At 69.5% G+C, this 13,285-nt stretch carries 11 protein-coding genes and 1 pseudogene; 3 read left to right on the top strand and 9 right to left on the bottom strand.

The features are described 5' to 3' along the window. Window positions 1-25: 25 nt before the first annotated feature. Both ACIQCZ_RS35000 and ACIQCZ_RS34995 read right to left on the bottom strand, forming a co-directional pair. A complete protein-coding gene (locus ACIQCZ_RS35000) occupies window positions 26-400 on the bottom strand; it encodes a fluoride efflux transporter FluC (protein WP_402288745.1) in 375 nt (124 codons plus the stop codon). Continuing rightward, window positions 400-855 carry a fluoride efflux transporter FluC gene (locus tag ACIQCZ_RS34995; protein ID WP_402288742.1) on the bottom strand — a complete coding sequence of 152 codons (456 nt, stop codon included), beginning with the start codon at window positions 853-855 and terminating at the stop codon, window positions 400-402. Before ACIQCZ_RS34995 ends, ACIQCZ_RS35000 begins: the two co-directional genes overlap by 1 nt. A 69-nt stretch (window positions 856-924) precedes the next feature. Here ACIQCZ_RS34995 and ACIQCZ_RS34990 point away from each other — a divergent pair. Together ACIQCZ_RS34990 and ACIQCZ_RS34985 are read left to right on the top strand one after the other, a co-directional pair. Continuing rightward, window positions 925-1,167, top strand: a pseudogene (locus ACIQCZ_RS34990) (ammonia channel protein); the annotation flags it as partial. 141 nt (window positions 1,168-1,308) lie between these two features. After that, on the top strand, window positions 1,309-3,675 hold the full coding sequence (locus ACIQCZ_RS34985; protein WP_402288740.1) for an alpha-L-fucosidase: 2,367 nt from the start codon (window positions 1,309-1,311) through the stop codon (window positions 3,673-3,675). A 12-nt stretch (window positions 3,676-3,687) separates the two neighbouring features. Here the strand turns inward: ACIQCZ_RS34985 and ACIQCZ_RS34980 are convergent, their stop codons facing one another. The 6 genes from ACIQCZ_RS34980 to ACIQCZ_RS34955 form a co-directional block, all read right to left on the bottom strand. Then, window positions 3,688-5,103 carry a lipase maturation factor family protein gene (locus ACIQCZ_RS34980; RefSeq protein ID WP_402288738.1) on the bottom strand — a complete coding sequence of 472 codons (1,416 nt, stop codon included), beginning with the start codon at window positions 5,101-5,103 and terminating at the stop codon, window positions 3,688-3,690. Window positions 5,104-5,140: 37 nt separating this feature from the next. Beyond that, window positions 5,141-5,665 carry a DUF1990 family protein gene (locus ACIQCZ_RS34975; RefSeq protein ID WP_402288735.1) on the bottom strand — a complete coding sequence of 175 codons (525 nt, stop codon included), beginning with the start codon at window positions 5,663-5,665 and terminating at the stop codon, window positions 5,141-5,143. Further along, complete coding sequence (locus ACIQCZ_RS34970) at window positions 5,662-6,516, bottom strand: YndJ family protein (protein ID WP_402288733.1); 855 nt, start codon at window positions 6,514-6,516, stop codon at window positions 5,662-5,664. The genes ACIQCZ_RS34975 and ACIQCZ_RS34970 overlap by 4 nt, the downstream gene beginning before the upstream one ends. 522 nt (window positions 6,517-7,038) lie before the next feature. Then, window positions 7,039-8,103 carry a FecCD family ABC transporter permease gene (locus tag ACIQCZ_RS34965; protein WP_402288730.1) on the bottom strand — a complete coding sequence of 355 codons (1,065 nt, stop codon included), beginning with the start codon at window positions 8,101-8,103 and terminating at the stop codon, window positions 7,039-7,041. Further along, window positions 8,100-9,137, bottom strand: coding sequence for a FecCD family ABC transporter permease (locus ACIQCZ_RS34960; RefSeq protein WP_402288727.1), 1,038 nt, complete (start codon window positions 9,135-9,137; stop codon window positions 8,100-8,102). The genes ACIQCZ_RS34965 and ACIQCZ_RS34960 overlap by 4 nt, the downstream gene beginning before the upstream one ends. Window positions 9,138-9,148: 11 nt before the next feature. After that, window positions 9,149-10,204 carry an iron-siderophore ABC transporter substrate-binding protein gene (locus ACIQCZ_RS34955; protein WP_402288726.1) on the bottom strand — a complete coding sequence of 352 codons (1,056 nt, stop codon included), beginning with the start codon at window positions 10,202-10,204 and terminating at the stop codon, window positions 9,149-9,151. A 266-nt stretch (window positions 10,205-10,470) separates the two neighbouring features. Here ACIQCZ_RS34955 and ACIQCZ_RS34950 point away from each other — a divergent pair, with 266 nt between their 5' ends. Continuing rightward, window positions 10,471-11,520 carry a chitinase gene (locus ACIQCZ_RS34950; protein ID WP_402288798.1) on the top strand — a complete coding sequence of 350 codons (1,050 nt, stop codon included), beginning with the start codon at window positions 10,471-10,473 and terminating at the stop codon, window positions 11,518-11,520. Between the two features lie 151 nt (window positions 11,521-11,671). On the opposite strand, the gene ACIQCZ_RS34945 is transcribed toward ACIQCZ_RS34950, so the two are convergent. Next, entirely contained in the window at window positions 11,672-13,039 is a 1,368-nt protein-coding gene (locus ACIQCZ_RS34945) for an FAD-dependent oxidoreductase (protein ID WP_402288723.1), read from the bottom strand. Window positions 13,040-13,285 lie beyond the last annotated feature (246 nt).

The following is a 13,285-nucleotide window of genomic DNA, read 5'->3' as shown; positions in this document are numbered from 1 at the left end:
TCGGTCGTTCCCGCGCATCCGCCGGTCACAGGAGCGTGTCCGCCACCGCGGCCCCGGCGAACGAGAGCCCGACGCCCGCTCCGACGGTCAGTACCAGATAGCCGGCCGCCATGGCCTGACGGCGAGCCGAGGTGAAGGTCATCAGCTCGTAGGAGAACGTCGACCAGGTCGACAGGGCGCCGCAGAATCCGGTGGCGAGCAGCAGCTGGAGCCGGGGTCCGAGTTCCCCTCGGGTCACCGCCTCGGCAAGGAAGCCGAGGAGCAGGGCCGCACCGGCATTGGCCGCGAACGTACCCCACGGAAAGACGGTGTGGAGGCGGAACCTGGCGTCCACCCCGAGCAGGTAGCGAAAGGGTGCGCCGACCAGCCCGCCGACGAGTACGAGCAGCCAGTCGAGCATCAGGTGCCGCCCTGTGTGCGGTGGTCGCGCCCGAGGGCGAGGTGGGTGGCGAACGCTCCCGCTGTCACGGCGGCCGTCGCGGCCACGACCGTCAGCAGCAGGTAGCCGACCGCGTAGCCGGCCCGGTCGTCCTCGAACAGCTTCCGGACGTCGTCCGTGTAGAGCGAGAAAGAGGTGAACCCGCCGAGCAGGCCGGTGCCCAGGAGCGGGCTGATCAGACGGGGCGCGCCGGGAAAGCGCTGCTTCACGGTGACCATCAGGACTCCCATGAGGAAGCAGCCCACCACATTGACCAGCAGGCTCGTCCAGGGGAACGCCGAGGGGCCGGTCGGCCAGAGGAGCTCGGCGCCGCGGCGGGCCGCCGTTCCTGCGGCGGCGACGACCGCGACGACCGCGACGACGGTGAGCTGCACGCCGGGATGGTGATCGGGGTGGGTGAACCGGTGAAGCGCCATCTTCGATGGCGGTGAGTGGTTCTTCGGCCTCTCCGCGCAGCCGGTGGGAGCGGCCCTCTGTGTCCAACCGTTGGGGTGATCGCGTTCTCCTTCATCCTCACCTGGCTCATCGCCAAGGTGGTCGACCTGACCGTCGGCTTCCGCGCCGCGGACGAGTACGAGCGCGTGCCGGGCTCGGAGGTGGAGCGCGCGTACGACTTCCAGACCGCCGAGCGTCTCGGTGCCCTGGTCTCGGGCAAGGCCGTGACCAGCGACGACGAGCTCGTCAGACAGATCACCAAGCTGCTGCGGGCCCGGGAGGAAGCGAGATAGGGGACCTGGCCGGGGTCGGCGTGGATCATTCGGCCCCGACGGTGAATCCGCTCAGTCATCGGATGGTTGTGGGGTACGGGTTTCGTTCTGTCTGGAAGATTGCATTGACAGGTTCGCTTCGTGCTCCAATCATCGGACGTCATGACCGAACTTCCCAGGCGCCATGTACTCGGAATGACGGCAGGGGCGGCAGTCGGCGCCGCCCTGCTCACCCCCGCCACCGCCGATGCGGCCCCGCGAACCGGAGCCGCCCGTACGTCCGCAGCGGCCGGTGCTTACGACGGCGACTGGGGCGCCGTCCCAGCAGCCGTCCCCGTGCCCCTCGACAGGTGGTTCGACAACGACGGCATCGACACCGCCGATGCCCGCGGCGGCAACTTCGACGGCTCCGGCTACACCTTCCCCGGCGAGGAACTCCCCGCCGGAGAACGGAACATCGACGGCACCGCGTTTGTCTTCCCCGGTTCCGGAGCGGGTGTCAGGAACAACATCGTCGCCCTCGGGCAGCGCATCGACCTCCCGCCGGGCCGCTATCTCTCCGGCCTCTTCCTCACCGCGTGCAGCTACGGCGCCGCATCGGGCAAGGCCACGGTCCACTACGCCGACGGCACCACCTCGGCCCCGGTTCTCGGCGGCCCCGACTGGTACTCGGGGAGCGGCGCCGTCACCGCCGCGTACCGCTACACGGCCGACGGCGCCAAGGACGGGCACCAGGTGTCCATCGCCGTCAGCGAGATCGCGCTCGACCCGGCCAGGGAAGCCGTCGCGCTCACCCTGCCCACCACTCAGCCCGCCGAGGCCGGCAAGCCGTCCCTGCACATCTTCGCGCTCTCCCTCCAACCAGCAGCCCAAGGAAGGGCGTTGACCCTGCGCGACGCCCACTCCACCACTTCGTTGCTGGACTCCGGCGCCCAGAGCGTCGAGGCCACCGTCGTCAACGCGGGCACGGTCGGCATCCTCGCCTCGGACGGCCTCACGCTCGCCGTGGACGTGCCCGGGGCCCGTACCGTCGCACCCGCACACATCACCCGGCTCGCCCCCGGCGACCAGGCACGCGTCCGCATCGGCATCCGCAACAGGCCCGGCACCGCACCCGGCACCGCCCGGGACGGCAACGTTGTCGCCCGCGGCCGTGGACAGCAGGCCGCCACCGTCCGCCGTTCGCTCACCCTCGGCGTCCCCGACTACGCCCCGACGGACGAATCCCTCTCGACCCATCAGGCGCCGTACTGGTTCCAGGCGGCCAAGTTCGGGATCTTCATCCACTGGGGGGTCTACTCGGTACCCGCCTGGGCCCCGGTCGGCACACAGTACGCCGAGTGGTACTGGAACCAGATGCAGGATCCCAACAACCCCACCTACGCCCACCATCGCGACACCTACGGCGAGTCCTTCGCCTACGACGACTTCATCCCGCGGTTCCGCGCCGAGCGCTTCGACCCGCGCTCCTGGGTGGAACTGTTCCGGGACGCGGGTGCGCAGTACCACGTACTCACCTCGAAGCACCACGAGGGCTTCGCGCTCTGGGACACCGAGCTCTCCGACCGCAACGCCGTCAGGATGGGGCCGAAGCGAGACCTTGTGAAGGAACTCTTCGACGCCTCGCGCCGCTACACCCCCGAACTCCACCCTGGGCTGTACTTCTCGATGCCCGAGTGGTTCAACCCCGACCATCCCTGGATGGGCCACGCCCCGCGCAATCCGTACACCCTGGAGCCCGTTCCCTACACCGGGTACACGGCCGGCAAGGATTACGTCACCCAGCTCCAGGGCCCGCAGATGCTGGAGCTGATCCACCGGTACGGCCCCGAGATCCTCTGGTGCGACATCGGCGGCGACAACGACAGCCACCGCGTGCTCGCCGAGTACTTCAACCATGCCAAGAACCGGGCCCGCCCGATCGAGGTCACCGTCAACAACCGCTCAGGGATCGGGCCGCACGACTTCACGACGCCCGAGTACACGACGTACGACCAGATCGTCACCGCGAAGTGGGAATCGAGCCGCGGCCTCGACCCGTACAGCTACGGCTACAACGCCCTGACGCCGGACGAGAAGTACATGACGGCGGAGGAGATCGTGCACTCGCTCGTCGACATCGTCTCCAAGAACGGCAACTTCCTGCTCGACATCGGGCCGAGGGCCGACGGCACGATCCCCGGCATCATGCAGCGCAGACTGCGCGAGACGGGGGAGTGGCTGAGGACCAACGGGGAGGCGATCTACGACACCACGTACTGGGCACGGATGCCGCAGCTCGGTGAGGATTTGCGGTTCACCGTGCGGCCCGACAAGGCCTTCTACATCCATTCCCTGGCCCGGCCCGGCTCCACCCTGACCGTCGAGGCGCCGGTGCCGATCCGCAGCGGCGACCGGGTCACTCTGCTCGGTCACGACCGGCCGCTCGGCTGGCGCACCACGGGCGGCTCGCTGGTGATCGACGTACCGGCCGCGGCCCGCAGGAGCGGAGAGCACGCCTGGGTGTTCAAGATCGCCTGGTCGGGCTGAGCCGCACGGGATCTACGGGACGACCCTCAGTGAGACGGGGGGCATGAAGTCGCGTACGTAGGTGCGGTGCCACCAGCGTCCGGTGGCCCGCAGTTCGCGCCAGGTCGTGTACCGGTACCGGTACACCCTGGCGCGGACATGCGTGGGCGGGGCCTCGGAGAACGGGTTGTGACGCAGCAGCCGCAGCGTGTCCCGGTCGTTCTCCAGCAGCCGTTCCACGAACTGTCCGAACCAGGGGCCCGCGTACGCGGGGGAGAGCGCCGCGAACCACATCAGCCAGTCGAGCCGCAGATGGTAGGGGGCGAACTGGCGGGGCAGCCGGCGTGGATCTCCGGGCTTGCCCCGGAACCCGTACTCCTGCCAGACCGTGCCCTCGTGGAGCACCCGCTCCTTCGTTCCTTCGACCACGACCTCCAGCCTCACCCGGCTGATGCTCCCGAACGCGCCGTAGGTATTGACCAGATGCAGCGGGTCGAACGTGCGGTTCATCACCTGGTGGCGGGAGATGAGATTGCGTGCCGGGCGGTAGCTGAGGAACGCCACCAGCGCCGTGACCGCGAAGACGACGATCTCGTACCAGAGAGGTGGCGCGGACTGTGCGGGCGGCTCGGTGAACAGGGACCAGTCGACGGCGGACAGGGCGAGGGTGATCGTCACCCAGTTCAGCCAGGCGAAGTTCCCCGAGAGGACCAGCCACAACTGGGTGACGATCATCAGCCCCGCGGCCGCGCTCGCCACCGGCTGCGGAGTGAAGAGGAGGACCGGTACCAGGAGTTGGGTGACATGGTTGGCCGCCACCTCGGCCCGGTGGACGGGCTTCGGCAGCCGGTGGAAGAACCAGCTCAACGGTCCCGGCATCGGCTGGGTCTCGTGGTGGAAGTACAGGCACGTCAGCTTGCGCCAGCACTCGTCACCGCGGATCTTGATCAGCCCGGCGCCGAACTCCACCCGGAACAGCACCCAGCGCAGCAGCCACAGCACCAGCACCGGCGGAGCCGTGTCCGCGTTGCCGAGAAAGACCGCGAGGAAGCCGGTTTCCAGCAGCAACGACTCCCAGCCGAAGCCGTACCAGGTCTGGCCGACCTGGACGATCGACAGATACAGCGCCCAGGGCAGTGCCCAGAACAGCATCGCCGCCCAGAGCGGAACATACGAGTCCGCGCCCGCGAGCAGCGCGACGGCGAGTGCGCAGCCGGTCCAGGCGACGACGGCGAAGAAGCGGTCGGAGTAGTGGAGCCGGAAGAGACCGGGAGCGCTGCGCCAGTCCGTGCGCCGCAGGAAGTCGGGCACGGGCAGCATGCCGCGTTCACCGATCAGCGCCCGGAACTGGAGCGCGGCGGTGAGGAAGGCGAACAGATACACACCGGCGAGAGCCCGCTGGAAGACCAGCCGGCTGAGCCAGTACCCGTCTGCGGTGAACCACTCCATCGCTTCCAGTATCCGGCCGACGGCCCGGCTCAGCCCCTCAGACCGGCGCGTTTTGCCCCTCGGCGACGATCCGGCGCAGCGTGGTGCCGAGCCGCCGGGCGTACCACCGCTGCATCACCGGTACGACGGGCCCCGCGAGCCGGCTGTACCAGGCGGCCGGGCGGCTGAACGCCATGACGGTGAACCACACCGTCCCGTCGTCGGCCAGCTCCACCACGAAGGACTCCTCGCCACATTCCGGGTGTCCGCGAAGTGTTCCGTAGCCGAATCCGATGCGATCGCTCTCGTACGCCGCCCAGATGACCAGACAGGGTGCGGTGAAGCGGAACGGGCCGAGGCCGAGCGACACCCGGACCTGGACCCCGGCCCCGGCACGGGCCGCCGACGCGCGGACCCGGGCCCCGCTGCCGCGATGCATGCGCCAGTCGGTGACCGCCGCGCCCGCCGCCGCCAGGTCGGCCCGGCCGCGACCGACCCGGGTCCGGTGGTGGAGGTGGTGGTAGCTGTCGGGGAGCGGGCCCAGACGGGTGGCTCCGACCTCGGAGTAGGTGAGGGCGCTCATACGGTCCTGCCTTCGTGATCGGTGGGGTTGTGGAGCCTCTGCCAGGCGAGCACCGAGCACAGTGCGAAGCCCAGCGCGTTGCCGAGGCCGTGGGTGGCGGCCATCCAGGTCAGTGTGGGGTGCGGGAGCCCGGTGGCCTCGCCGAGTGCCCAGCTCAGTGCGAGCACCATGGTGACCGCGAGCACGGTGGACGAGGTGGCGAGCAGCAGCCGGGTGGTCCGGTCCTGTTGCCGGCCGCGGATCGCTCGCCAGGTCACGAGGGCGACGGCCCACATGCCCGCTGTCAGGACCACCGCCCCGGCCAGCTCGGCCCAGTCGCCGATGAAGTAGCCGGTCAGGACGAGCAGGGTGCCCAGCGGCACGCTCAGCGCGGCGAACCTGCCCGCGGCGCTGTCGGCGACCCGGCAGACGAGGCCCGCGACGAGCGCGGCGGCGAATCCGGCGAAGTGGAAGTGCGGCACGGTGAGCGCGAGGATGCCGAGCCCGAAGCCGAAGAGGGTGTGCCCCGAGCGTTCGGCGACCAGCGCGGTGGCCGCGATCGAGGGGGTGACGAGGGCGGTGAGCAGTGCGATCTCGGCGGGTGCCGCGGCGGACGCATCGGGGGCAGCGCGACTGCGGAGCAGCCGCACGGGGGCGTGCAGGGCCAGAAGTACGGCCCCGAGCGCGTAACAGGCCGCCAGAGCGGTGGCCGGCGTGCCGCGCGGCAGCCAGAGAGCGACGGCGCCGGGCACGGCGAAGAGCGGCCACAGGCGGCGCATCCGGTCCAGCTCGGGCGCTCCGGTCAGCCGCAGCCCCGCGGGCACCACCACGAGCATGCCCAGCATCACGATCAGATCGACCAGTACAGACATCGAGACCCCCCGGACTTGAACGCGTTCAAGTGTGTTCGGCGATGACTCTACGATCTCTCTTGAACACGTTCAAGAGAGGGGTGGGGGAGATGATTCCGGCGTAGCCGGCAGGGTGTCCCGCACGGGGATCACCCCGGACACGGCGTCGGACTCGTCGTGACCGGCGACCACCGCTCCCGGGTCGCGGAGCGTGCCGGGCCGCCGCGCCACCGATCCGGCGGCAGTCGCGCCGTCGTACCAGTGCCCCTCCCGGCAGGTTTTGCCCCGTCGCGCCGCCCAGCACGCACGCTCGCGGCGTTGGCCAGAAGTCCTGGTAGCTCCGCTACAAGGACTCCCGGCCGCCTTGCGATCGCACGCACTGGACGACACTCCTTGCGGGGCAAACACTGCCGGTCACGGCACTCGCTGTGGACGGGCGACCCGGATCCGACGGCCGCACAGGACGGTGAACGGACCGTCCGTGAGGGCGTACCGGCGGCGCCGTACGGCCGTTTCAGCGATGGGTGACGGCCCGGACGGGCCTCACAGGACGCCCCTGCGCCACTCCCGTATCAGCAGACAGCCGAGGTACACGCCTCCGACAGCCATCGTGTAGATGCCGACAGGCAGGCTGTCGAACAAAGGCAGTTGCTGGGCGCAGAGATCCGCCAGGACCAGCAGCAGCGCGCCGGTCAGCGCGGACAGCACCAGGTGCGGGCCGGAGACCCGGGTGATCCGCTTGGCGATCTGCGGGGCCGTCAGAGAGACGAACGCGATGGGCCCGGCCACGCTGACGGCACCCGCCGAGAGCACGATCGCGAGGACGACGGCGATCGTCTTCGTGCCGCGGGGCCCGGAGCCCAGCGCCGCCGCGATGTCGTCACCCATCTCCCCGATGTCCAGCCGCCGTGCGATGAGCGCGGTGAGCGGGGCCACCACCAGCAGCACGAGCCAGATCGTGGTGGCGTCGTCCCAGGACCGGGCCGACAGACTCCCGTTGACATAGGCGGTGAGGACGGTCGCCCGGTCCCGTTCCATGGCGTAGACGACGTACTGCGTGATCGCCGTGCCGATCGCGGACACACCGATCCCCGCGACGACGAGCCGGGCGGGATTGCGGAATCCGGTACCGGTCGACACGTAGACCAGTGCCATGGCGAGGACGGCGCCGAGCAGCGCGCCGAGCGCCACCGGCACGCTGTCCGGGAACATCAGCGCGACGATCGCGGCGCCCGCCCCGGCGCCGGAGGCCAGGCCGATCACATCGGGGCTGCCGAGCGGATTGCGGGTGACGGACTGGAACAGTGCCCCGGAGAGGCCGAGCGCCCCACCGGTGCCCAGGGCGACCACCAGACGCGGGCCGCGCAGACGTTCCAGGACGAACGCGTTCTTGCCCTCGGCCCCGCCGGTCAGCGCCCCGGCGAGATCGGCGAGCGGAACTCCGAGCCTGCCGAGCGAGAGTGTGGCGACGGCGACCGCCGCGAGCAGCACGAACAGCAGGAGGGCCGTCAGCACCGACACCCGGCGGACCGGCAGCGCGACGGCCCGGCCGATTCTCAGGACCCCGCTGGGGGAGGAGGTGCGGATTCCGGCCTGATGCGATGTCATGCGTTGCCCCTCATCCTGCGTACGGCGACCAGTAGCGCGGGCGCGCCGATGAACGCGGTCACGACACCGACCATCAACTCCTGGGGGCGCATGACCACACGGCCCACGACATCCGCGAGAAGCAGCAGCGCGGGGCCGATCAGCGCCGAGAACAGGATCTGCATCCGGAACTCGACACCGACCAGGGCCCGCACCACATGCGGAACGGCGAGGCCGACAAAGGCGATCGGTCCGACCGCCGCCGTCGCCGCGGCGCTCAGCAGTGTGGCCGAGAGCAGCCCGCCCGCCCGAACGAGGGCCGGATGCGCCCCGAGGGACGCCGCGGTCGAGTCGCCGAGTGCGAGCACGTTGAGGCCGGGCCCCAGCAGAGCGGCTATCAGCAGACCGGCCACCGCGAACGGCAGGACCGACCAGAAGACGTCGAAGTCCCGGCCGCCGAGGGCGCCGACGACCCAGTACCGGTAGCTGTCGAAGACCTTGGGCCGGCTCAGCGTCACGGCCTGGATGTACGCCATCAGCACGGCCGAGAGCACCGCACCGGCCAGCACGAGCCGCACCAGCCCCGCACCCGAGCCCGCCGATCCGATCGCGTGGACGAGCAGACCGGCGATCAGCGCGCCGGGCAGCGCCCACCACATGGTGTCCGTACTGCCCGACGCCCCGAGGAAGGCCGTCGCGGTGACGATGCTCGCGGAGGCGCCCGCGTTGATCCCGAGGAGGCCGGGATCGGCCAGCGGATTGCGGGTCACCCCCTGCATGAGCGTGCCCGCGACGGCCAGGCAGAGGCCGGCGAGCACACCGAGCGCGGTCCTCGGACACCGGCTCTCGACGATGGCGGTGACATTCGGGTCGGCGGTGCCGGACAGCACGTTCAGCACATCACTGAACGAGGTGGTACGGCTGCCGAACATGACGCTCGCGAAGACGGCGAGCACGAGCACGACGAGTGCGACGACGACGCAATACACCCGCCGAGCGGTGCCGGCCCGTGAGGTGCCGGCACCGCTCGGCGGCGCGTGTGTGGTGGCGGCCATGTGAGTGGCGGTCAGCCCCGGCTGCCGTCGGCGGCCTTGACCGCCTTGTCGATCAGCGGCAGGTAGCGGTCGATCACCCACGGCACGGTGAGCGGGTTGATGATCGAGGAGGCGGTGACGAAGGAGTTGTCCTTGCTGGAGACCACGGCGCCGCTCTTGACCGCGGGGATCGCCGCGTACAGCGGCTGTGCCTCGATCTCCTTGCGGGTCTTGTCATCGGTGTAGAACGTGAAGACCAGTTGGCTGTCCTTCAGCTTCTCGGCGTTCTCCAGACCGATGAGCGCCGAGTCGGTGCCCTTGGTCTCCTTGAAGGAGTTCACCACCGGGTCGACGGTGAGACCGAGCGAGGAGACCATCTTGACGCGCTGCTCCTCGGGCTTGAACACGCCGAGGGTGCCGGGGCCGGATGTGTAGATGTAGGAGAACTTGTACTTCTTGTAGTTCGGTCGGGTCGCCGCCGCGGCGGACAGCTGCTTCTCGATCTGCGAGATGAGGGTCTTCGCCTTGTCCGGCTGCCCCAGCGCCTTGGCGATGATCTCGATCTGCTGGTCCCAGTCCGTGCTCCACGCCAGATCGGGGTAGGCCACGGTGGGGGCTATGTCCGTGAGGATGTCGTACTGCTTCTGCGTGATCCCGGACCACGGCGCGAGGATGACGTCCGGCGCCAGCTCGGTGATGGCCTCGAAGTCGATGTCCTCGCCGCCCTTGAACTGGGTCGGCAGCTTCTCGCCCTTCTTCTCCACCGCCTCGTGGATCCAGGGCAGATAGCCCGTCTTGTCGCTGCCCCACTCGTAGCTCTCGATGCCCACCGGAGTGTGGCCCAGTGCGATGGCGGTCTCCGCCGAGCCCTGGCCGAGCGTGACGATCCGTTCGGGCTGCTTCTTGATCTCCGCTGTGCCGAGGGCGCTCTTGATGGAGACGGGGAACGCTCCGCTGCTCTTCCCGGATGCGCCGGAGGTCTCCTTGCCGTCGTCGCCCGACGAACAGCCACCGAGGACGAGAACGAAGGCTGCGGCCGTGGCAGTTGCGGCGAGCGTCCGGCGACGCACGCGGGTGAACCGGGACATGGGTGTTCCTCAGGGGTTGATGGACGGAGCGGTCGGATCCCGCGCGGAGTGCGAGGGTTTAGGTAAGCCTAAGCTAAGTCAACTTCCACTCACAACCGGCCTCCGGCTGTCGGTCCCTGGTGGCGGTCCAGACCATTGACGAATGGTCCGGACCAACCTACGTTGGGTGCATCGTGTCGCGCGGAGCCTCGCGGTCGATGAGTGTCAAAGCTTGTCAGGATCATGACAGTCATCGTTCGATTCGCCCGGAAAGGGAACGGAACATGATCGGTCGGACATCGCGCCTGCTGGGGCTGGGCCTCGCGGCGGCATGTGTCGTACAGATGCTGGTCGGCGCGACGCCGAGCGCCGCGCAGGAGGACACGTGCGCGGTCAAGTCGAAGCCCTCGGGCAAGGTGCTCCAGGGGTACTGGGAGAACTGGGACGGCGCGTCCAACGGTGTGCACCCGCCGCTCGGTTGGATCCCGGTCACCGACAGCCGCATCACGGCTCACGGCTACAACGTGATCAACGCGGCCTTCCCCGTCATCCTCTCGGACGGAACCGTCCTGTGGGAGGACGGGATGGACGCGACCGTGAAGGTCCCGACACCCGCCGAGATGTGCCAGGCGAAGGCCTCCGGGCTCACCACGCTGATGTCCATCGGCGGCGCGACCGCCGGCATCGACCTCAGCTCCAGCGCCGTGGCCGACCGGTTCGTCGAGACGGTGGTGCCGATCCTGAAGAAGTACAACTTCGACGGGATCGACATCGACATCGAGACCGGCCTGACCGGCAGCGGCAACATCAACCAGCTGTCCGCCTCGCAGGCCAACCTCATCCGCATCATCGACGGTGTGCTCGCGCGGATGCCCTCGAACTTCGGTCTGACGATGGCCCCGGAGACGGCCTACGTCACCGGCGGCAGCATCACCTACGGCTCGATCTGGGGTGCCTACCTGCCGATCGTGAAGAAGTACGCGGACAACGGCCGTCTGTGGTGGCTGAACATGCAGTACTACAACGGCAGCATGTACGGGTGCGCGGGGGATTCGTACTCCGCCGGCACGGTCGAAGGATTCACGGCGCAGACCGACTGTCTGAACAAGGGCCTCGTCATCCAGGGCACCACCATCAAGGTTCCCTACGACAAGCAGGTTCCCGGGCTGCCCGCCCAGCCCGGCGCCGGAGGCGGCCACATGTCGACCGGTCAGGTGGCGCAGGCGTGGAACCACTACGGCAACAGCCTCAAGGGACTGATGACCTGGTCGCTCAACTGGGACGGGTCGAAGGGATGGACGTTCGGGGACAACGTCAAGGCAGTGCAGGGACGTTGAGCGGTCATGGGCCGGGCGGCTCCGCCTGGTGCTGTGACCGGAAAGGTTTGCCGGGAGGCGGTGAAGCCTTCCGGTCACAGCACCAGGCGGACGGAGCCGCCCTCCCGGGCCGGCCGCGGTGACGGCCGGCCCGGGTCATCGGTCCGTGCGGTCAGTACCGGGGCTCGGAGGCGTCCAGCATGGCCTCGCGCTCCACGACCTTGATCCTCTCGCGTCCCTGCTCCGCTCCCAGGGCCTGCTCGTGTGCGTCCAGGCGGTGCCAGCCCTCGCGAGTGGTGTAGCGGACGCCGCGCTGCTCCAGGAAAGCGGTGACGGCCTCCGGCTCGGGGTGCTCGGGCGCGGGCAGTCGGCCCGAGGCGTGGTCGTCCAGGAGGCAGGCGACCGTCTCGTTCGCGTCACCCTTGGTGTGTCCGATCAGGCCGACCGGGCCGCGCTTGATCCACCCCGTGACGTACACCGACGGCATGGGCCCCTCGCCGTCGACGACCCGGCCCGCGGCGTGCGGGACGGTGCCGGAGGCCACGTCGAACGGGAGCTTCGGGAGCTCCTGCGAGTAGTAGCCGACCGCCCGGTAGACACTCTGGACGTCCCAGTCGGTGAAGCGTCCGGTTCCCTTGACGTTCCCGGTGCCGTCCAGTTCGGTCCGCTCGGTGCGCAGACCGGCGACCCGGCCGTCCTTGCCGAGGATCTCGACCGGGGACTCGAAGAAGTGCAGGAAGAGCTTGTGCGGCCGGTCGCCGACATCGCGGATGGCCCAGTTCTCCAGCGTGGAGGCGACCATGTTGGCCTGCTTGTTGCCGCGCCGGGTCTCGATCGATCCCGCGTCGTACTCGATGTCCTCGGGGTTGACGACGACCTCGATGTTCGGCGAGTGGTCCAGCTCCCGCAGCTCCATCGGGCTGAACTTGGCCTGCGCGGGACCGCGACGCCCGAAGACGTGCACCTCCAGGGCCTTGTTGGCCTTGAGGCCCTCGTAGACGTTGGCGGGTATCTCGGTCGGCAGCAGTTCGTCAGCCGTCTTGGCGAGCATGCGCGCGACGTCCAGGGCCACATTGCCCACACCGAGCACGGCGACCTTCTCCGCCTCCAGGGGCCAGGTGCGCGCCACGTCGGGGTGCCCGTCGTACCAGGAGACGAAGTCGGCCGCGCCATAGGAGCCGTTCAGGGAGCTGCCGGGGATGTCGAGCGCGCGGTCCGCGTCCGCGCCGGTGGAGAAGATCACCGCGTCGTAGAAGGACCGCAGCTCGTCCAGGCCGATGTCGCCGGGGTAGTCGACGTTGCCGAACAGCCGCAGCTGCGGCTTGTCGAGCACCTGGTGGAGCGCCTGGACGATGCCCTTGATCCGGGGGTGGTCGGGGGCCACTCCGTAACGGATCAGGCCGAAGGGGGCGGGCATCCGCTCGAACAGGTCGATCGAAACACCCGGGTCCTGTGCGGCCTCGGATTTCAGCAGCGCGTCCGCTGCGTAGATACCGGCGGGGCCGGCTCCGACTATGGCGACGCGGACGGGGCGGGTCATGGGGTGCAGGTCCTTAGAACGGGCTGACGCGGGCAGTGCGGCGCAGGGTAGAAGCGACGACCTCGTCGTAAGGGTGGGCTTACCTTGCTCCACGGGACACGGTAGCCGCTGCTGACCTGCGGCCTTTCGGCGGGCGCCGGTTCCCGGCGCCCCGGTGGGCTGCCGCACGGTGCCCGGCGGGCGTCCGGCGTCCGACCGGACGAGCGGCACGGGATTCCCTCCGGGGGCCTCGGGTTCGCTCGAAGA

Origin of the sequence: Streptomyces sp. NPDC093149, assembly GCF_044754145.1 — a bacterium.
Lineage (GTDB): Bacteria > Actinomycetota > Actinomycetes > Streptomycetales > Streptomycetaceae > Streptomyces.
Note: the sequence above shows the minus strand (reverse complement) of the source record. Positions and strands in the feature narration are given on the sequence as shown.

What these genes read in the sequence shown, in the direction of transcription:
- ACIQCZ_RS34960 (WP_402288727.1), bottom strand. Translation starts at nt 9,137, where the DNA reads ATGGCCGCCACCACACACGCGCCGCCGAGCGGTGCCGGCACCTCACGG.
- ACIQCZ_RS34965 (WP_402288730.1), bottom strand. Translation starts at nt 8,103, where the DNA reads ATGACATCGCATCAGGCCGGAATCCGCACCTCCTCCCCCAGCGGGGTC.
- ACIQCZ_RS34995 (WP_402288742.1), bottom strand. Translation starts at nt 855, where the DNA reads ATGGCGCTTCACCGGTTCACCCACCCCGATCACCATCCCGGCGTGCAG.
- ACIQCZ_RS34985 (WP_402288740.1), top strand. Translation starts at nt 1,309, where the DNA reads ATGACCGAACTTCCCAGGCGCCATGTACTCGGAATGACGGCAGGGGCG.
- ACIQCZ_RS34975 (WP_402288735.1), bottom strand. Translation starts at nt 5,665, where the DNA reads ATGAGCGCCCTCACCTACTCCGAGGTCGGAGCCACCCGTCTGGGCCCG.
- ACIQCZ_RS34945 (WP_402288723.1), bottom strand. Translation starts at nt 13,039, where the DNA reads ATGACCCGCCCCGTCCGCGTCGCCATAGTCGGAGCCGGCCCCGCCGGT.
- ACIQCZ_RS34955 (WP_402288726.1), bottom strand. Translation starts at nt 10,204, where the DNA reads ATGTCCCGGTTCACCCGCGTGCGTCGCCGGACGCTCGCCGCAACTGCC.
- ACIQCZ_RS34980 (WP_402288738.1), bottom strand. Translation starts at nt 5,103, where the DNA reads ATGGAGTGGTTCACCGCAGACGGGTACTGGCTCAGCCGGCTGGTCTTC.
- ACIQCZ_RS34970 (WP_402288733.1), bottom strand. Translation starts at nt 6,516, where the DNA reads ATGTCTGTACTGGTCGATCTGATCGTGATGCTGGGCATGCTCGTGGTG.
- ACIQCZ_RS35000 (WP_402288745.1), bottom strand. Translation starts at nt 400, where the DNA reads ATGCTCGACTGGCTGCTCGTACTCGTCGGCGGGCTGGTCGGCGCACCC.